Source organism: Curtobacterium sp. MCSS17_016 (assembly GCF_003234255.2).
Classification (GTDB): domain Bacteria; phylum Actinomycetota; class Actinomycetes; order Actinomycetales; family Microbacteriaceae; genus Curtobacterium; species Curtobacterium flaccumfaciens.
Genome location: NZ_CP126254.1, coordinates 769975 through 787148 on the forward strand (window position 1 = coordinate 769975; position 17174 = coordinate 787148).

The following is a 17174-nucleotide window of genomic DNA, read 5'->3' on the forward strand; positions in this document are numbered from 1 at the left end:
CGCGGCACGCTGTCGCGGCAGGACGGAGACGCACGTGCGAGTGACGGTGTTGGGGACGGGTGCGATGGGTGCCGGCGTGGCGGGATCACTGCTCCGCGACGGCCACGAGGTGACGGTCTGGAACCGCAGTGCCGACAAGGCCTCGCCGCTGGGCGACCGCGGCGCGACGGTGGCGAGCGACCCGGGCACTGCCGTCGAGCACGCCGAGGTCGTCCTGCTCACCCTGTTCGACACCGATGCGGTCGTCGACGTCCTCGAGCAGGCCGCCGGCGACGCCCCGACCGACGCCGTGTGGGTGCAGGCCTCGACGATCGGGGTCGACGGCACCGCGACGGTCGTGCAGCTGGCCGAGAAGTACGGCATCACCCTGGTCGAGGCGATGATGCTCGGCACGAAGGCCCCCGCCGAACAGGGCAAGCTCACGATGCTCGCGGCCGGCCCGGCTGACCTGCTCGACCGTGTCGACCCCGTGCTCGACGCGATCGGCGCGAAGACCGTCCGCGCCGGCGACCACGTCGGCGACGGCACCGCCCTCAAGCTCGCCGCGAACGCCTGGATCGCCTCGATCACCGCGGCGACCGGGCAGTCCCTGGCCCTCGCGGCGGCGCTCGGGCTCGACCCTGCGCTGTTCCTGCAGGCCATCGAGGGCAGCGCGAGCGACTCCGCCTACGCCCACACCAAGGGCGCCGCGATGATCGCCCGCGAGTTCCCCGCCCAGTTCGCACTCGACGGGCTGCGGAAGGACATCGGACTCATCACCGATGCCGCCCGGACCGCCGGGGTGTCCACCACGCTGCTCGAGGCCCTCGGTCGCGTCTACGCCGATGCCAGCGCAGCCGGCCACGGGGGCGACGACATCGCCGCGGTCGGCACCACGTTCTGACGCACGGGCAGGCGCACAGGCACGGACCGGCCGACCGATCAGCCCCGACGGAACAGCCGCCGCAGGCGCTTCGTGAGCCGCCCCACGGCCTCGTCGTTCATGGTGTTGGCGAGGTCGAACGCCTCACGAGCCGGATCTGACCCGGCCTGGATCCGTCGGAGCGCGGCGTCGGCACGGGCCCGCGAGTCGAGCTCGGCGAACGGCATGTCGTCCTCGGGGTGGTGTTCGCCGCGAGGGTCCATGCGGTCCAGGCTACGCGCGACGGAGGTGGTCCGACCCGGCGTCGAGCTCGTCCACGACACGGACCATCTCGTCCAGGAAGTCCACGACGACGGCCATCTCGTTGCTCGGCAGGTGCTCGGTGACCTCGAGCGCGCGGGCGTCGAGTTCCTCGATGACCCGGAGCGCGTGGCGCATCGAGGTGCCGGTGGCGGTGAGGATCACGCCACGGCGGTCGTTCGGGTCGGCGTGCCGTTCGACGTGGCCGCTGCGGACGAGCCGGTCGACGAGCGCCGACGTCGACGCCGCGGTGATCTCGAGCCGCTCGGCGAGGTCCTTCGCGTTGACGGTGCGGCCGTCGTGCTCGGCGTCGATCAGGAACCGGAGCGCCAGCAGGGCGTTCTCGCCGATCCCCAGTGCCTCGCGCGCTCGGCGCTGGGCGGCGCTCTCGGCCGTCCGGTACCGCCGCAGGGCGTTGAGGACGTCCACGGCGGAGACCGCGGAGTCCTCGTACCAGTACCCGGCGGTGCTGGTCATCACCTCGGACGTCATGCCCCAATGCTAGACGCTCTAGTTAGATTGTCTAGCGAGCGCGGAGACGGGACACCTGCAACACCCGTGACGCGGTTCTGTAACACCCCGGCAACGCCGGCTCGTTAGGTTCTGGACATGCAGGAGCAGCCGTGCTGAGCCGCCTCGCGGGGAACGTCTTCCACGTGGGGAGCGCGGTGGAGCGCACCGACGTCGTCGCACGCTTGCTCGACGTCTACGTCGCCCGCCGAGAACCAGGCACCCTCGATGACGACCGGCTCGTGTCCACCGAGCTCCGCAGCGTCATCGGGACCACCGGCCCCGCGAACGACCCGGACCGTGCCGCCACCGTCGACGCCCTCGCGCTCGACCGGCACGAACCCGCGTCCATCGCCGCCGCGGTCGCCGTCGCCCGCGACCACGCACGCCGTGCCCGCGAGGTCGTCTCGAGCGAGCTCTGGGACTGCCTCGACGTCACGCGGTCGCGGATGCCCCGGAAGATCGCCCCCGACCGGGCGCACGAGTTCCTCGGCTGGGTGCGGGAGCGCAGTGCCCTCGCCATCGGGGTGGTCGAGGGTGACGCCAGCCGTGACGAGGTGTGGGAGTTCTTCACCCTCGGGCGGTCACTCACCCGCTGCGCCTCCACCGCCCGGCTGCTCGCGTCGCGGCTGCTCGAGCCGGACGCGGTCACCTCGTGGACGGCGGCGCTCCGGGCGTGCGGCGCGGGCGAGGCCTTCCTGCGCGGCCGTGACCACGCCCCGGTGCCGTCCGACGCCGCCGCCTTCCTGCTCCTCGACGCCCACAGCCCGCGGTCGTTGCGCTTCACGGTGCACCGCGCGGCCGAGTGCCTGGCCGACGTCGCCCCGTCCTGCGTCGCGGACGAGGTCGCCGGGTTCGACGAGGTCCGCGCCCTGCTCGACGGCATCCCCGAGGAGTCGGCGCTCGCCGTGGCGGGTGACGTCGGGCAGCGGCTGGCGGTGGCTGCCGACCGCGTCGCCGCGGCCCTCGACGAGCGCGTCTTCGCGTCGTCCGCACCCGTCCTCTGAGCCCACCCGGAGCCGGTGTTCGGCGCCGGCTCGGCGCACGTGCGGCGGAACCGGGTCGGTCCGCGCGTCGCGACCGCGGCGGTGTGCCCGGGTGGCGCCGGACGGGAGGCCCGTGGCGGCGCCGGTGCGGGCCTCCCGTCCGACGGTCCGTGCGTCACGGGCCGTCAGCCGACGGGCAGGGCGACCCGCCGGTCCGTCAGACGGCGCTGGAGCGATCGGCGAGCGTCTCGTCGCGTTCCAGCTCGCGGCGGAGCGCCGCGCGCGAGCCGACCACCGGCACGGCGTGCGTGATCGCCAGGTGCAGCCGCGAGTCGGCGTCGTAGCGCAGCCGGACCCGCTGGTACCGGACGAGCCAGACGAGCGCGATCCCGAGTGCGACGAAGCCCGAGGCCGCGCCGACGACGATCGCCCAGCGTGGGCCGAAGGCGTCGGCGACGGCACCGACGAGCGGGGCGCCGATGGGGGTGCCGCCCGCGAAGATCGCCATGTAGAGCGCCATCACGCGGCCGCGCATCGCGGGCTTCGTCGTGGTCTGCACCAGGGCGTTCGCCGTGGTCATGAAGGTCAGGGACGCGAGCCCGACGAACACCAGCACGATCGCGAAGGTCCAGTACGTCGGGGCGAGGGCAGCGGCGGTGCACGCGAGCCCGAACCCGCCGGCGGCGAGGACGAGGGTGCGCATCCGCGGTTTGTCCCGGCGTGCGGACAGCAGCGCACCGAGCACCGAGCCGACCGCCATCACCGAGTTGAGCAGCCCGAACTCGCCGGCGCCCTGGTGGAACTCGACCCGCGCCATCGTCGAGGTGAAGATCGGGAAGTTCACGCCGAACGTCCCGACGACGAAGATCATGCAGAGCACGACGACGATGTCCGGCCGGGTGCGGACGTACCGGAAGCCGGCGACGATCTGCCCCTTGCCGCGGCCCGCCCGGACCCGTTCGGCGAGCTGCGCGGGGTCGACGAACCGGAGTGCGAGCAGGACGGCCAGGAACGACCCGGCGTTGATGACGAACACCCATCCGGAGCCGATCGCCGCGATGAGCACACCGGCGACCGCGGGGCCGATCAGGCGTGCGGCGTTGAACGACGCGGAGTTCAGGGCGACGGCGTTCGAGACGTCCTCGCCCTGCACGACGTCGGAGACGAAGGCCTGCCGGATCGGGGCGTCGAACGCGGCGACGATGCCGAGTGCCAGGGCGAAGCCGTACAGCGCGAGCAGGGTGGCGGTGTTCGTGAGGACCATGACGCCGAGCCCCAGCCCGAGCAGTCCCATCAGGCCCTGGGTGAGCATGAGCATCTTCCGGCGGTCGAACCGGTCGGCGGCGAGCCCGGTGAGTGGCAGGAGCAGCAGCTGGGGGCCGAACTGCAGGGCCATCGTGATGCCCACCGCGACGGCGTTGTTATCCGAGAGCTGGGTCAGCACGATCCAGTCCTGGGCGGTGCGCTGCATCCAGGTGCCGACGTTCGACACCAGGGCCCCGGCGAACCAGATGCGGTAGTTGCGTCCGGCGAGGGAGCGGAACATGGCGGTCACTGCTGGGCCAGCCTCCTCATGATCTCGGTGGCGTCGGCGAGGGTGCCCCGCTCGTCGGCGGTGAGTGCTGCGAGCCGCGGGGAGAGCCAGCCGTCGCGGCGGCGTCGGGTCTCCTCGACGAAGGCGGCTCCGGCGGGCGTCGCGCCGAGCAGCACCTTGCGGCGGTCGTCGCCGTGCCCGCACTTCGACACCAGGCCCCGCTCGACCAGCACCGCGATGGTCTTCGTCATCGAGGGCGGGGTGACGCCGTCCTGTCGGCTCAGGTCGGCCAGGGTCATGGCGCCGTCGCGGTGCAGTCGGGCGAGGGCGGAGAACTGCGCGTCCGTGACGCTCGAATCGGCCTTCTGGGCACGGAGGGTGCGGGACAGCCGGTTCACCGCGATCCGGAGGTCGGTGGCGTCGGTCATCGGTCGTTAGCCTATCTCATTAGTTCAGCGAACGAACTTCATTTCGGGTGTACCGTGCTCTTAGACAACACGTGTTGCCGAGAGAGAAGGAGAACATGTCCGAGTTCGAGGGCAAGGTCGCCGTCGTCACCGGTGGTGGCAGCGGCATCGGCGAGTCCGTCGCGAAGGAGCTCGCCGCGGCGGGCGCCGCGGTGGTCGTCGCCGACATCAACCTGGCGGGCGCCGAGCGCGTCGCCGCGTCGATCGTGGAGGCCGGTGGCACCGCCCGCGCGTTCGAGGCCAACTCCGCGGTCGCCGCGGACAACGAGCGCATGGTGCAGTTCGCGGTCGACACGTTCGGCGCGCTGCACCTGGCCGTGAACAACGCCGGCATCGGCGCAGCACCGCAGCCGATCGGCGAGTACGACATCGCCGCCTGGGACCGCGTCCGTGCGGTCGACCTGGACGGCGTCTTTTACGGGCTTCGCTACGAGATCCCCGCGATGGTGGCTGCCGGCGGTGGCGCGATCGTGAACATGGCGTCGGTGCTCGGCGTGGTCGGGATGGCCCAGAACGCGGCCTACGTCGCCTCGAAGCACGCACTCGCCGGGCTGACCAAGGTCGCCGCGCTCGAGTACTCCTCGCAGGGCGTCCGCACGAACGCCGTGGGCCCCGGGTTCATCGACACCCCGCTGCTCCGCAAGTCGCTGTCGGCCGAGGCCATCGCGGCACTCGAGGACGAGCACGCCTCGAAGCGGCTCGGCACCGACGCCGAGGTCGCCGCGCTCGTGCTGTTCCTGCTGAGCGACAAGGCGTCGTTCATCACGGGCAGCTACCACCTGGTTGACGGCGGCTACTCCGCTCACTGACGGGTCGGGTGCACCTGGACGTTCCGGGCGTACCTGGTCGAAACGGGCGTACCTGGTCGGTTCTTCCGACCGGGTACGCCCGTTTCCGCTTTCCAGCGCGGGTGCGATGGGAAGGAACGTCGGACGGGAGGCCCGCCCAGCGTGCGCCGGTCGGCTCGCGCTGGGCGGGCCTCCCGGCCTTCAGAGCCGCGCGTCCGTCAGGATCGCGTCGTGCGGGAGCAGGGCGTGCACGCCCCACGTGCGGTTCGCGACCTGCGTGATGCGCATGCTCACCGCCACGCTCGCCATCGCGAGGGCCTCGGCGCGGCCGATCCCGTGCAGCCCGGCGATCCAGTCGACCATCCGGTCGAGCGCCGTGGCCGTCGCGACGTTGAGGTCGGCGTCGAAGCCGAAGGTGATGCGTCCGGCGGGGGTGTCGGCGTGCACGCCCTCGACCGGGGCCGCATCGAGGAGCGTCAGGGTCATCGTCGTCGTCATGCCGCACTCGACCGCCGTGCCGGAGACCTCGCCGTCGCCCTGGGCCGCGTGCCCGTCGCCGACGTGGAGCAGGGCGTCCGGCACCGTCACCGGCAGGTACAGGGTGGAGCCGGCGACGAGCTCACGGCAGTCGACGTTGCCGCCGCCGACCGTGCGGGGTGGGATCGTGGAGTGCTCCCCGGTGGGCTCGGGTGGGACGCCGACGACGCCGAGGAACGGTGCCGTCCGCACCCCGAGGCCGAGCTGGTTGACAGCCACCCGGGCAGTCACGTCGATGTCCCAGAGCAGCGGTCCGCGCGACGCCGGATCGGTCAGGCCGAGTGCGCGGTTCACCGGGGAGTCGACCCCGCCCGAGGCCGTGTAGCCCCAGTCGTCGGGCACGAGGTCGTCGAAGTGCACCGCCAGGACCATCCCCGGACGTGCTCCCGCGACGGCGATCGGCCCGACCAGGCAGTGGCCCCGGCGCGGGTCGATCAGGGTCGGGGCGTCGACGCCCGGGCCCGGCTGGCGTTCCGTGTAGCCCGCGGCGCTCAGGGTACGGACGGTCACCGTGTCGCCCGGTTCGACGGTCAGGACCGGCTGGCGTTCGGCGGTGAAGACGTCGACGGCGGATTCGACCGTGGCGTCGAGGTGGTGGGTGGTCACCGTTCGATCATCCCAGGCGGGGCGGGGCGGGTGCGGGGCGGTTCCGGGCGTACCTGGTCGGATCGGGCGTACCTGGTCGGATCGGGCGTACCTGGTCGAATCGGGCATGCCTGGTCGGAAGTTCTGACCAGGTACGCCCGATTCCACAAGCCATCGCGGGTGTTCTGGGAAGGAACGTCCTCAGTGGAACTGGGGGATCGTCAACCAGATGCCCGCCAGCACCGCGGCGATGCACAGCGCGAAGCACAGCACGGCTCCCGCCAGTGCCGCCGGCGGGGTGTGCCCGGAGCGTGGGGTCTCCTCGGAGTACTGCGTGCGCTCGCCGCCCGCGTCGTCCGGCTGCCCCGTCCCGAGCAGCCGGAGGCCGAGCGTGTACACGAGCACCAGGCCCACGGCGGCCACGAAGCCGACGCCGGCGACCGTGCCGATCGCGGTGAAGTCGATGTCCATCGTCGTTCCCCTCAGTTCGCTGCGCCGGTCGGCTGCGGCTCGGCCTGCTCGGCCGGCCCGGACTCGGTGGTGATGTCCTCGTGCGAGATCGGCTTGCGCTTCGCGAGGACGGAGAAGGTGAGCCCGCCGGCCAGTGCGAGGACCGCGACGAGCACCAGCCCGAAGGCCGAGGTCGATGCGAGCCAGGTCGCGAGCGCCCCGACCACCGCAGCGGCGGGCAGCGTGATCACCCATGCGATGACGATGCGGCCGACGACCGACCAGTGCACGTCGGCGAGCTTCTTGCCGAGGCCCGAGCCGACGACCGCGCCGCTCGTCACGTGGGTCGTCGAGAGCGCGAAGCCCAGGTGCGACGAGATGAGGATCGTCGCGGCGGAGCTCGTCTCGGCGGCGAAGCCCTGCGGCGACTGCACGTCGGAGATCTTCTTGCCGACGGTCTGCATGATCCGCCAGCCGCCCATGTACGTGCCGAGGCCGATCGCGAGCCCGCAGGCCAGGATCACCCAGAGCGCCGGGCCGGTGCCGGCGGCCTGGTAGTTCGCGGCGATGAGGGTCAGCGTGATGACGCCCATCGTCTTCTGCGCGTCGTTCGTGCCGTGTGCGAGCGACACCAGCGACGCCGAGATCGTCTGCCCGTGCCGGAACCCGGTCGCCGCACCGTGCGTCGTCGCGTTCTTCGTGAGCACGTACGCCAGGTACGTCGCGACCAGGGCGATCACCCCGGCGATGACCGGGGAGAGCAGCGCCGGCAGCACGACCTTCGACACCACCGTCGCCCAGCTGATCGAGTTCAGCCCCGCGCCGATGATCGAGGCGCCGATGAGCCCGCCGAACAGCGCATGGGTGGACGAGGACGGCAGCCCGAGGTACCAGGTCGCCAGGTTCCAGAGCACCGCGCCGACGAGCCCCGCGAAGATCATCGTGGGCGAGATGTGGATGCCGTCCTGCCCCTCGCGGATGATGCCCTGCGAGACGGTCTTTGCGACCTCGGTGGACAGGAACGCGCCGACCACGTTGAGCACGGCGGAGATGAGCACGGCGGTCCGGGGCTTGAGCGCTCCCGTGGCGACCGACGTGGCCATGGCGTTCGCGGTGTCGTGGAAGCCGTTCGTGAAGTCGAACACGAGGGCCACGACGATCACCAGCGTGACGATGACGATGACGTCCATGCGCAGGACGCTAGGCCCGCCTGGAACCCCCTGCGTGAACGCCGGGTGAACAGGTCCGTGATGGAGCGCGTCTGCGAGGATGCTCACGTGCCCACCTTCTCCGCCGCTCGCGGCGACGCCTCGTTCACCGACGCCCACGGCGTCGAGATCGTCTACTCGACCTGGCGTGCGGCGCGGCCGAAGGGTGTCGTGCAGATCGCGCACGGGGTCGGGGAGCACGGACTCCGGTACGAACCGCTCGCGCAGGACCTGGTGCGTGCCGGCTACACCGTGCACGCGAACGACCACCGCGGGCACGGACGCACCGGCCTGACCCAGTGGGACGGCGACCACGCCAAGCTCGGCAGGCTCGGCCCCGGCGGCCTGCGCGCGGCGATCGCCGCGGTGGAGCAGATGAGCGCGGTCGCGCGGGCTGACGAACCCGGGCTGCCGCTCGTGCTGCTCGGGCACTCGTGGGGGTCGCTGATGGCGCAGCGGATCGTGAACACCTCGTCGGACTGCTACGACGGCGTCGTCCTGTCCGCGAGCGCCTACCGGCTGCCCGGCTGGATGAACAGCGGCGACCTCAACGCACGGCACGCGGGGTCGGGGCCCACCAAGTACGAGTGGCTCACCCGCGACCGCACGATCATCGACGCCGTCGCGATCGACCCCCTGGCGGTCGAGGCCGACGTCATCGGGCTCTTCGGGCTCGCCGACACCCTCCGGCTGCTCGGTGTGCCGCGGCGGGGGATCCCGCACGACCTGCCGATGCTGCTGCAGGTCGGCTCCGACGACACCCTCGGTGGTCCGCGCTCGATCGAGCGTCTGGCGCAGGCGTACCGCCGACGCGGCCGGCTGTCCGACGTGACCGTGCAGGTGTACGAGGGCGCGCGGCACGAGGTCTACAACGAGACCAACCGCGCCGAGGTCATCGGCGACCTGGTCGCGTGGCTCGACCGGGTGACCGCGCGCTGACGGCGCTCGCCGCGTCCTGCGACGCGACCGGCGGCGGACTGGAGGCCCGTGGCGGCGCCGCCACGCGCCTCCAGGCCGTCACCAGGCCGGCTCACTGCCGGGCCGTCGGCCGTCCGGAATAGGGTTGCGGCATGCACGGTGAGTACAAGGTCCCCGGAGGCAAGCTGGTCGTCGTCGACCTCGAGGTCGTCGACGGCACGATCCAGCAGTTCCGCCTGGCGGGTGACTTCTTCCTGGAACCCGACGACGCGCTGCCGCTCATCGACGCGGCCGTGAACGGGCTTCCCGTCACCACCGACGCTGCTGGCGTCGCCGCAGCCGTGCGGGCGGCCCTGCCGACCGATGCGGTGCTGCTCGGCTTCACGCCCGAGTCCGTCGGCGTCGCGGTGCGCCGCGCGCTGTCGCGGGCCTCGACCTGGCGCGACCACGACTGGCAGATCGTGCACGAGGGGCCGATCAGCCCGAACGAGCACCTCGCGCTCGACCAGGTGCTGACCGAAGAGGTCGGTGCCGGCCGTCGCGGTCCCACGCTGCGCATCTGGGAGTGGGACCAGCCGGCCGTCGTGATCGGGTCGTTCCAGTCGCTCAAGAACGAGGTCGACCCCGCCGGCGCCGAGAAGTACGGCGTGCAGGTGGTCCGACGCATCTCCGGCGGTGGCGCGATGTTCATGGACGCCGGCGCCGTCATCTCCTACTCGCTCTACGTGCCGTCCGACCTGGTGCAGGGCATGACGTTCGCCGACTCGTACGCGTTCCTCGACGAGTGGGTGATCGAGGCGCTCAAGTCGCTCGGCATCGAGGCCTACTACCAGCCCCTCAACGACATCACCTCGACCAAGGGCAAGATCGGCGGGGCCGCACAGAAGCGCCTCGGCACCGGGTCCCTGCTGCACCACGCCACCATGAGCTACGACATGGACGGCGAGAAGATGGTCCAGGTGCTGCGCATCGGGCGCGAGAAGATGAGCGACAAGGGCACCACGAGCGCCGCGAAGCGCGTCGACCCGCTCCGCTCGCAGACGGGGTTGTCCCGCGCCGAGATCATCGAGCGGCTGATCGGCACCTTCACCCGCCTGTACGGGGCGACCGAGGGGCACGTGACCGAGGCCGAGCGCGAGCGGGCGCAGGAGCTGGTGCGGACGAAGTTCGCGACGAAGGAGTGGCTCGAGCGGGTGCCGTGAGCCCTGCTCGGTCGACGGTGGACGCGACGGCCGGAGCTGAGGGGGGACGTCCCGGCCGCCGCTGCCTCGAGTGTGCGCCTCGACCTCATGAACCAGACGTGTGGATGATGAGAATCCCCCGCGCGGCTGATCCGCTCGCCGCGCAGCCCACGTAGCGTCGCTGCCGTGAACTGGTTGATCTTCCTGGGGGCGGTGGCCGCCGTGGCCGTCGTGGTGTGGATCGCCGATCGCATGGGGTGGATCGACCTGTCGAACAAGTCCCAGCGCAGCGGCGGATCCGGAGGCATGGGCGGGATGCTGGACGAGGTGTTCGCACCGACCCGGCACGAGACGCAAGCCGAGTACGAACGGCAGGCGCGCCTGCCGAAACAGGCCCCGTCTCCGGCGGACCACGACCACGATCTGCTCAGCGGCAGCGTGCTCATCCGGGTGCCGGCGGTGCGGAGCGCCGGGCGGCACGAGGCCCGCGCGGGGACGCACGACCGGTCGTACTGAGCCGACGGGCGCCGCGCTCGTCTGTGCGTCGCTCGCTTCAGCGCGTCGTGAGCTCCTGGTAGTCCGGGTGCCGCTCGATCCACGCGTGCACGTAGCTGCACTGCGCGACGACCCGGCGTGACGAACTCGCACGCACGTCGTCGAGGGCGTGCTGCACCAGGATCGACGCGTGCCCACCGCCGCGGTGCTCGGGATCGACCTCGGTGTGCACGAAGCGGATCTCGTCGCCGTCGATCTCGTACGCCGCGAGGCCGATGACCTCGCCGTCCTCGATCAGGGAGTACTGCTGCTTGTCGGTGTCGTTGCGGACCTCGGGTGCTGCTGCCATGCACTCGACCGTACGCCGGGGCCCGGGCGTGCGCTCTGGGCTGCGCGCTGGCTCCGTGTGCTGCGCGTCCGCTCGGTGCGCGACAATGGGTCCGTGCGCAGGGGAGACGACCGAGGCCCGGACCGCGTCGTCCTCGGCGACGCCCTCGACGTGGTCCCCGCGTACCCGGACGGCTCCTTCACGCTGGTGTACCTCGACCCGCCGTTCAACACCGGCCGGTACCAGCGTCGGCACGCGACGTCCGCCGTGCCGAAGGCCGACGGTCCGGTGATGGGGTTCCACGGCCGGACCTACGAGCGGGTGCGCGGCGACCTGATGCGCTTCGACGACCGGTTCGAGGACTACTGGTCGTTCCTCGAGCCCCGACTCATCGAGGCCTGGCGACTGCTCGCCACCGACGGCACGCTGTACCTGCACCTCGACTACCGCGAGTCGCACTACGCCAAGGTGCTGCTCGACGCGCTGTTCGGCCGCGAGTCGTTCCTGAACGAGATCGTGTGGGCCTACGACTTCGGCGCCAAGTCCAAGACGCGCTGGCCCACGAAGCACGACACGATCCTGGTCTACGTGAAGGACCCGTCGCGGTACTGGTTCGACTCCGAGGCCGTCGATCGTGAGCCGTACATGGCGCCGGGGCTCGTCACCCCCGAGAAGCGCGAGCGCGGCAAGCTGCCCACCGACGTCTGGTGGCACACGATCGTGTCGCCGACCGGCCGCGAGAAGACCGGCTACCCCACGCAGAAGCCCGAGGGGGTGCTGCGGCGGATCGTGCAGGCGTCCTCACGCGAGGGGGACTGGGTGCTCGACTTCTTCGCAGGCAGCGGGACCACGGGCGCGGTGGCGCAGGCGTTGGGGCGGCGGTACGTGCTGGTGGACGACAACCCGGCGGCGATCGACGTGATGCGGAAGCGGTTGCCGGGAGCGTCGTTCGAGGTTGCCGGAGCACCGGCGGCAGCGGCGGGGGACGCGGCGCCGGCGGTCTGAGGCTGGCGGGGTCTGCGACGATCCACGAGTCGTTCGACGCGTGGATCGTCGGAACATGCACACGCCCGAGCGACGATGTCGACGTCGTACGACATCGGCGGTGTCGCTCCCGCTCGGCCGCAACAGTTGCACACGCGCAGATGCGACGAGGTCGCTGTCGTCCGACAGCGACCTCGTCGTTCGGCATCAGCGAGCGAGCGCCCGCACCAACTACTCCGCCGAGTGCCGCCCGTGCGCGTGCGCATCGCCAGCGTCGTCAGCGTCCGTCCGGGAGGCCCGGCTCGCCTCCGCCGCGTCGGCTCCGGCCCCGGGGGCGTCCGGCTCCACGACCGCAGCCGCGTGGGCAGCCCGGGTCCGGATGGCACCGGTCGTCGTCGGTGGCTCGTCGACCGGCGCAGCCGCCGAGTGCGCACCGTGCGTCGTGGCGTTCGGCAGCGGCGCGCGGGTGTCGTCGACCCCGTGCGGTAGCACCGAGACGTCCGACGCTCCCGCGGCCCGGGCGGACCGCGGCTGCACGTCCGGCGACGTCGGAACGTCGGGCGAGGTCGGGACTTCGGCGGACGCCGCCCCCGACGGCACCGGACCGGCCCCGGGCGCCGCGGCGGCAGCGGCTGCGGCGGCACTCCCGTCCGATCCCGCACCGGCAGCGGTGCGTGCAGCGTCCGCCTGCTCCTGCAGCGCCGAGGTCTTGCGGAGCGGCGGCACCCGGAAGAACCACGTCAGCACGAACGCGATCAGGATCACCGCGAGGCCGACGTAGTAGACGCGGACTGCCGAGTCGCTGAACCCGACCAGGAACGGACGGCTGAGCCGGGGGTCCGCGCCGTTCAGGAACGACGTGTCGCTCGTCGCCGAATCGGTGGACGAGCTCGCGGCCGAGTCGCCGCTCTTCAGCTGCTTGATGAGCGTCGGGGCGACCTGGTCGACGACGTTCTCCCGCTGCCCCTTGTCCGAGTAGTCGATCTGCAGCTTGCCGTCGACGACCGAGGCGTTCGCCTTCGTGGCTGCCGTCTCGAGCGCCTGCTGCTCGGCTGCTGGCTTCGCGTCGTCGACCTGCTGGGCGATGATCGTGTCCGCTGCGGCGGCGGGGACCGTGCCCGCGGCGACCTGCCGCTGCACGGCTGCGGTCACCTGCTTGGTCACGGCAGCGTCGGCGGCCTGCTTCGCCTGCGCGGTGCCCTGGTCGAGACCGTCCTGCACGTTCTTCTGCACCGGGTCGACGATCTTCGTCCAGATCTCGTCCATCACGCCCTGGTTCTTCGAGGCGTTCGCGACCGAGGGGGTCATCGCGGCGTTGAGCGCGCTCTTCAGGTCGGACTCGTTCTGCATCGCGGCGCTGATGTTCGTCGGCATCAGGGTGAACAGCACGGAGAGCAGGACGGCGGTACCCATGGTGCCGCCGATCTGGCGGAAGAACGTCGCGGCGCTCGTGGCGACACCGATGTCCCGCGGCGAGACCGAGTTCTGCGCGGCGAGGGTCAGCGTCTGCATGAGCTGCCCGAGTCCGAGCCCGATGCCGAACATGCCGAGCATCAGGAACCACAGGGGCCGGTCGGCGGTCAGGAACGTCAGGACCGTGAATCCGAGCGCCGTGAACGCCGTTCCGGTGATCGGGAAGACCTGGTAGTTGCCGGTCCGGGAGATGATCTGGCCGGAGGCGATCGACGAGATCATCAGGCCGAGCACCATCGGCAGCATGGCGAAGCCGGACTCGGTCGGGGTCACGCCCTTGACGATCTGCAGGTAGAGCGGGATCGTCAGCATCGCGCCGAACATGCCGAAGCCGACGAGCACGGACAGGATCGCGGACATCGAGAACACCCGTGACCCGAACAGCTTCATCGGCAGGATCGCGTCGTCGCCCATGGCCCGTTCGACGATGATGAACGCGATCAGGCCGAGGGCACCGATGGCGTAGCAGGCGAAGGCGGCGGGGGAGTCCCAGCCCCACTCACGGCCCTGCTCGGCGATGAGCAGCAGCGGCACGAGCGTGACGATGACGAGCGTGGCACCCCACCAGTCGATGCGGGGCTTGCCCCGGTCGCCGAACTTCGGCAGGTGCAGGAACGTCAGCACCATGAACAGGGCGATGATGCCGATCGGCACGTTGATCAGGAACACCCAGCGCCAGCCGGCGATGAACAGCAGCTGGTCCGCGCCGGCGAAGACGCCACCGACGAGCGGCCCGATGACGGACGAGATGCCGAAGACCGCCAGGAAGTAGCCCTGGTACTTCGCCCGCTCGCGTGGGGCGAGCATGTCGCCCATGATCGCCAGCGGCAGGGACATCAGACCACCGGCACCCAGGCCCTGCAGCGCACGGAACCCGGCGAGCATGAGCATCGAGTCGGAGAACGACGCCGCGAACGAACCGACGATGAAGATGCCGATCGCGGTGATGAAGAGCGGCCGACGTCCGAAGATGTCGGAGAGCTTGCCGTAGATCGGGGTCGTCACCGTCGACGCGATGAGGTACCCGGTGGTGACCCAGGCCTGCTGGTCGAGCCCGTGCAGGTCGTCACCGATGGTGCGGATCGCGGTGCCGACGATCGTCTGGTCGAGGGCGCCGAGGAACATGCCGGCCATCAGGCCGTAGATCACCAACAGGATCTGTCGGTGGTTCATCACGACGTTGGACGCCGTGGTGGGGGCCGCGGGTGCGGTCGCCGTCTGGGTCATGAGCAGGGTCTCCCGGGTACCGATGCGCTGGCAGAACAATTTTTGCGCTGCCTGCAAAGTTACAACTGCCGCAAGTGCTCGGTCGCACCGAGACGGCTTCCTGAGTGGATCGGCAGTCACGGTGCGCCCAGTGGGCCCCGGTGGCACACGGCCTGGAGGCCCGGCTCGGTTCCGGCGGACGGGCTGCGGTGTCCGAGACCCGTAGCCCGTCCGACGAGGGCGCTACGCGCCCAGTGCTGCGTCGACGATCTCCTTGGCCTCGCGCTGCACCTGCTCGAGGTGCTCCTGCCCGACGAAGCTCTCCGCGTAGATCTTGTAGACGTCCTCGGTGCCCGACGGGCGCGCGGCGAACCACGCCTTGTCGGTGACGACCTTCACGCCGCCGACGGCTGCGTCGTTGCCCGGGGCCTTCGACAGCTTCGCGGTGATCGGGTCACCGGCCAAGGTGTCCGCGGTGATGGCGTCGCCGTCGAGCTTGCCGAGGCGGGCCTTCTGCTCCTTCGAGGCCGCGGCGTCGACGCGCTGGTAGACCGGCGCACCGAAGCGCTCGGTCAGCTCGGCGTAGAGCTGCGACGGGGTCTTGCCGGTGACGGCGACGATCTCGGACGCCAGGAGCGCCAGGATGATGCCGTCCTTGTCGGTGGTCCACGCGGTGCCGTCGGTGCGCAGGAACGACGCACCCGCGGACTCTTCGCCGCCGAAGGCCACCGAGCCGTCGATCAGGCCGGGGACGAACCACTTGAAGCCGACCGGGACCTCCCACAGGCGACGGCCCAGGGACTCGGCGACCCGGTCGATGATGCTCGACGACACCAGCGTCTTGCCGATCGCGGCGTCGTCGCGCCACTCGGGCCGGTGCGCGTAGAGGTACTCGATCGCGACCGCGAGGTAGTGGTTCGGGTTCATCAGTCCGCCGTCGGGCGTGACGATGCCGTGCCGGTCAGAGTCGGCGTCGTTGCCGGTCAGCACGTCGAAGTCGTCCTTGCGAGCGAGCACCGAGGCCATCGCCGAGGGGCTCGACGGGTCCATCCGGATCTTGCCGTCCCAGTCGAGCGTCATGAACGCCCACGTGGGGTCGACCTCGGGGTTCACGACGGTCAGGTCGAGTCCGTAGTGGTCGCGGATGGCGTTCCAGTACGGCAGCGAGGCGCCACCGAGCGGGTCGGCACCGATCTTCACGCCGGCACGCTTGATCGCGGCGATGTCGATGATGTTCTCGAGGTCGGCGACGTACGTGTTCAGGAAGTCGTAGCGCTCGGGCTCGGCGTCCTCGGTGCGCTGCACCTCGACGTTGCCGCCCTCGATGATCGCGTTCGCCCGGTTCGCAATCCAGCTCGTGGCGTCGCTGTCGGCGGGACCACCGTGCGGCGGGTTGTACTTGAAGCCGCCGTCGCGGGGCGGGTTGTGGCTCGGCGTGATGACGATGCCGTCGGCCGTGTCCGGGTTGCCGGCGCGGTTGTAACGGATGATCGCGTGGCTCAGCGCGGGCGTCGGCACGAAGCCGTCCTCGCTGTCGGCGAGCACGCGGACGCCGTTGGCGGCGAGGACCTGCAGCGCGGTCTGCTCGGCGGGGGCCGAGAGGGCGTGGGTGTCGCGGCCGATGAAGAGCGGCCCGTCGGTGCCCTGGTCGCGGCGGTACTCCACGATCGCCTGCGCGATGGCGGCGATGTGGGTGTCGTTGAAGGCGGTGTCGAGCGACGACCCGCGGTGTCCGGACGTGCCGAACACGACCTTCTGCTCGGGGACCGAGACGTCGGGCACTCGGTCGTGGTAGGCGGCGAGGAGCTCGTCGAGGTCGACGAGGTCGTCTGCGGTCGCTGGGGTGCCGGCGCGGTCGTTCATGCGTCCATCCTGGCATCGGCCGCCCTGGCGCGTTCGGGGGAAGTGCACCAGAGGCCGGGAACGCGAGCGAGCGGCCGCCCCACCCGGGTTGAGGGGGGACCCCCGGGGTGGACGACCGCTCGCGGTCTGTGGAGGCAGGTGCCTCAGGCGGTGCGGAACGAACCCGTCGCCGTGCGGAACGAACCGGTCACGGTGCGCGTCGAGGACGTCGCGGTGCCGGGACGGCGGAACTGCGTGTCGACGAAGCGGCCGAGTGCGCGGCCGGTGCCGGTACCGGTGTAGCTGCCGATCGGGCTGCGGGTCGCGTCGCCGGTGAAGGTGCCGATCTCGGCGCGGGACTCGAGGCCGGTCACGTAGGCGCCGCCCAGGGGGTTCTGACGGTTCTGCATGGGTGCTCCTCGTCGTCGTGCCGAGGTCCGCAGGTCACCGAGCCGGCGACCGCGACGCCGTCGGCTGGATGACCACTACTCTACGCGCTTGTCTTGCATCGTGCAAAACA

18 protein-coding genes are annotated in these 17174 nt (G+C 71.2%); 7 read left to right on the plus strand and 11 right to left on the minus strand.

What is annotated here, in order from left to right; genetic code table 11:
- Positions 1-46: 46 nt before the first annotated feature.
- The gene (locus tag DEJ19_RS03765) at positions 47-883 is read left to right on the plus strand and encodes an NAD(P)-dependent oxidoreductase (RefSeq protein WP_284176605.1); all 837 of its coding nucleotides are present in this window, start codon (positions 47-49) and stop codon (positions 881-883) included.
- Between the two features lie 38 nt (positions 884-921).
- On the opposite strand, the gene DEJ19_RS03770 is transcribed toward DEJ19_RS03765, so the two are convergent.
- A complete protein-coding gene (locus tag DEJ19_RS03770) occupies positions 922-1125 on the minus strand; it encodes a hypothetical protein (RefSeq protein ID WP_027465064.1) in 204 nt (67 codons plus the stop codon).
- Positions 1126-1135: 10 nt separating this feature from the next.
- Positions 1136-1654: a MarR family winged helix-turn-helix transcriptional regulator gene (locus DEJ19_RS03775; RefSeq protein WP_110864346.1), complete on the minus strand. Its 519-nt coding sequence runs from the start codon at positions 1652-1654 to the stop codon at positions 1136-1138.
- A 131-nt stretch (positions 1655-1785) separates the two neighbouring features.
- Between DEJ19_RS03775 and DEJ19_RS03780 the strand changes: the two genes are divergently transcribed.
- Positions 1786-2679, plus strand: coding sequence for an alpha-E domain-containing protein (locus DEJ19_RS03780; RefSeq protein ID WP_071406023.1), 894 nt, complete (start codon positions 1786-1788; stop codon positions 2677-2679).
- Positions 2680-2875: 196 nt separating this feature from the next.
- Here the strand turns inward: DEJ19_RS03780 and DEJ19_RS03785 are convergent, their stop codons facing one another.
- Together DEJ19_RS03785 and DEJ19_RS03790 are read right to left on the minus strand one after the other, a co-directional pair.
- Positions 2876-4213, minus strand: a complete 1338-nt coding sequence (locus DEJ19_RS03785) for an MFS transporter (protein ID WP_502869785.1) — start codon at positions 4211-4213, stop codon at positions 2876-2878.
- Positions 4210-4620, minus strand: a complete 411-nt coding sequence (locus DEJ19_RS03790) for a MarR family winged helix-turn-helix transcriptional regulator (protein WP_110864348.1) — start codon at positions 4618-4620, stop codon at positions 4210-4212. Before DEJ19_RS03790 ends, DEJ19_RS03785 begins: the two co-directional genes overlap by 4 nt.
- A gap of 95 nt (positions 4621-4715) precedes the next feature.
- Here DEJ19_RS03790 and DEJ19_RS03795 point away from each other — a divergent pair, with 95 nt between their 5' ends.
- Positions 4716-5468 (plus strand): SDR family NAD(P)-dependent oxidoreductase, encoded by a 753-nt coding sequence (locus tag DEJ19_RS03795; RefSeq protein WP_111234081.1) that lies wholly within the window; start codon positions 4716-4718, stop codon positions 5466-5468.
- 180 nt (positions 5469-5648) lie between these two features.
- Here DEJ19_RS03795 and DEJ19_RS03800 read toward each other — a convergent pair whose 3' ends face one another.
- From DEJ19_RS03800 to DEJ19_RS03810, 3 genes are all read right to left on the minus strand, one after another.
- On the minus strand, positions 5649-6590 hold the full coding sequence (locus DEJ19_RS03800; protein ID WP_111099960.1) for an acetamidase/formamidase family protein: 942 nt from the start codon (positions 6588-6590) through the stop codon (positions 5649-5651).
- A 180-nt stretch (positions 6591-6770) separates the two neighbouring features.
- The gene (locus DEJ19_RS03805; RefSeq protein ID WP_110864351.1) at positions 6771-7040 is read right to left on the minus strand and encodes a hypothetical protein; all 270 of its coding nucleotides are present in this window, start codon (positions 7038-7040) and stop codon (positions 6771-6773) included.
- Positions 7041-7051: 11 nt separating this feature from the next.
- Positions 7052-8209, minus strand: coding sequence for an inorganic phosphate transporter (locus DEJ19_RS03810; RefSeq protein ID WP_110864352.1), 1158 nt, complete (start codon positions 8207-8209; stop codon positions 7052-7054).
- Positions 8210-8296: 87 nt separating this feature from the next.
- Between DEJ19_RS03810 and DEJ19_RS03815 the strand changes: the two genes are divergently transcribed.
- The 3 genes from DEJ19_RS03815 (at position 8297) to DEJ19_RS03825 (ending at position 10842) form a co-directional block, all read left to right on the plus strand.
- Positions 8297-9166, plus strand: coding sequence for an alpha/beta hydrolase (locus DEJ19_RS03815; protein WP_181441622.1), 870 nt, complete (start codon positions 8297-8299; stop codon positions 9164-9166).
- A gap of 131 nt (positions 9167-9297) precedes the next feature.
- A complete protein-coding gene (gene lplAB / locus DEJ19_RS03820) occupies positions 9298-10347 on the plus strand; it encodes a lipoate-protein ligase LplAB (RefSeq protein WP_110864354.1) in 1050 nt (349 codons plus the stop codon).
- A gap of 165 nt (positions 10348-10512) precedes the next feature.
- Positions 10513-10842 (plus strand): hypothetical protein, encoded by a 330-nt coding sequence (locus DEJ19_RS03825; RefSeq protein ID WP_110864355.1) that lies wholly within the window; start codon positions 10513-10515, stop codon positions 10840-10842.
- A gap of 37 nt (positions 10843-10879) precedes the next feature.
- On the opposite strand, the gene DEJ19_RS03830 is transcribed toward DEJ19_RS03825, so the two are convergent.
- Positions 10880-11170, minus strand: a complete 291-nt coding sequence (locus DEJ19_RS03830; RefSeq protein ID WP_027465074.1) for a GNAT family N-acetyltransferase — start codon at positions 11168-11170, stop codon at positions 10880-10882.
- A 93-nt stretch (positions 11171-11263) separates the two neighbouring features.
- Between DEJ19_RS03830 and DEJ19_RS03835 the strand changes: the two genes are divergently transcribed.
- Positions 11264-12154 (plus strand): DNA-methyltransferase, encoded by an 891-nt coding sequence (locus DEJ19_RS03835; protein WP_111234079.1) that lies wholly within the window; start codon positions 11264-11266, stop codon positions 12152-12154.
- Between the two features lie 210 nt (positions 12155-12364).
- Here the strand turns inward: DEJ19_RS03835 and DEJ19_RS03840 are convergent, their stop codons facing one another.
- The 3 genes from DEJ19_RS03840 to DEJ19_RS03850 form a co-directional block, all read right to left on the minus strand.
- Entirely contained in the window at positions 12365-14833 is a 2469-nt protein-coding gene (locus DEJ19_RS03840; protein ID WP_111234078.1) for an MDR family MFS transporter, read from the minus strand.
- Positions 14834-15055: 222 nt separating this feature from the next.
- Positions 15056-16675: a phosphoglucomutase (alpha-D-glucose-1,6-bisphosphate-dependent) gene (pgm, locus tag DEJ19_RS03845; protein ID WP_111234077.1), complete on the minus strand. Its 1620-nt coding sequence runs from the start codon at positions 16673-16675 to the stop codon at positions 15056-15058.
- A 143-nt stretch (positions 16676-16818) separates the two neighbouring features.
- Positions 16819-17064 carry a hypothetical protein gene (locus DEJ19_RS03850; protein ID WP_111099963.1) on the minus strand — a complete coding sequence of 82 codons (246 nt, stop codon included), beginning with the start codon at positions 17062-17064 and terminating at the stop codon, positions 16819-16821.
- Between the last annotated feature and the right edge of the window lie 110 nt (positions 17065-17174).

Bases quoted from the DNA above. Each gene is read 5' to 3' on its own strand.
- DEJ19_RS03770 (WP_027465064.1), bottom strand. From the start codon at position 1,125: ATGGACCCTCGCGGCGAACACCACCCCGAGGACGACATGCCGTTCGCC.
- DEJ19_RS03775 (WP_110864346.1), bottom strand. From the start codon at position 1,654: ATGACGTCCGAGGTGATGACCAGCACCGCCGGGTACTGGTACGAGGAC.
- DEJ19_RS03790 (WP_110864348.1), bottom strand. From the start codon at position 4,620: ATGACCGACGCCACCGACCTCCGGATCGCGGTGAACCGGCTGTCCCGC.
- DEJ19_RS03795 (WP_111234081.1), top strand. From the start codon at position 4,716: ATGTCCGAGTTCGAGGGCAAGGTCGCCGTCGTCACCGGTGGTGGCAGC.
- DEJ19_RS03805 (WP_110864351.1), bottom strand. From the start codon at position 7,040: ATGGACATCGACTTCACCGCGATCGGCACGGTCGCCGGCGTCGGCTTC.
- DEJ19_RS03810 (WP_110864352.1), bottom strand. From the start codon at position 8,209: ATGGACGTCATCGTCATCGTCACGCTGGTGATCGTCGTGGCCCTCGTG.
- lplAB (WP_110864354.1), top strand. From the start codon at position 9,298: ATGCACGGTGAGTACAAGGTCCCCGGAGGCAAGCTGGTCGTCGTCGAC.
- DEJ19_RS03830 (WP_027465074.1), bottom strand. From the start codon at position 11,170: ATGGCAGCAGCACCCGAGGTCCGCAACGACACCGACAAGCAGCAGTAC.
- DEJ19_RS03840 (WP_111234078.1), bottom strand. From the start codon at position 14,833: ATGACCCAGACGGCGACCGCACCCGCGGCCCCCACCACGGCGTCCAAC.
- pgm (WP_111234077.1), bottom strand. From the start codon at position 16,675: ATGAACGACCGCGCCGGCACCCCAGCGACCGCAGACGACCTCGTCGAC.
- DEJ19_RS03850 (WP_111099963.1), bottom strand. From the start codon at position 17,064: ATGCAGAACCGTCAGAACCCCCTGGGCGGCGCCTACGTGACCGGCCTC.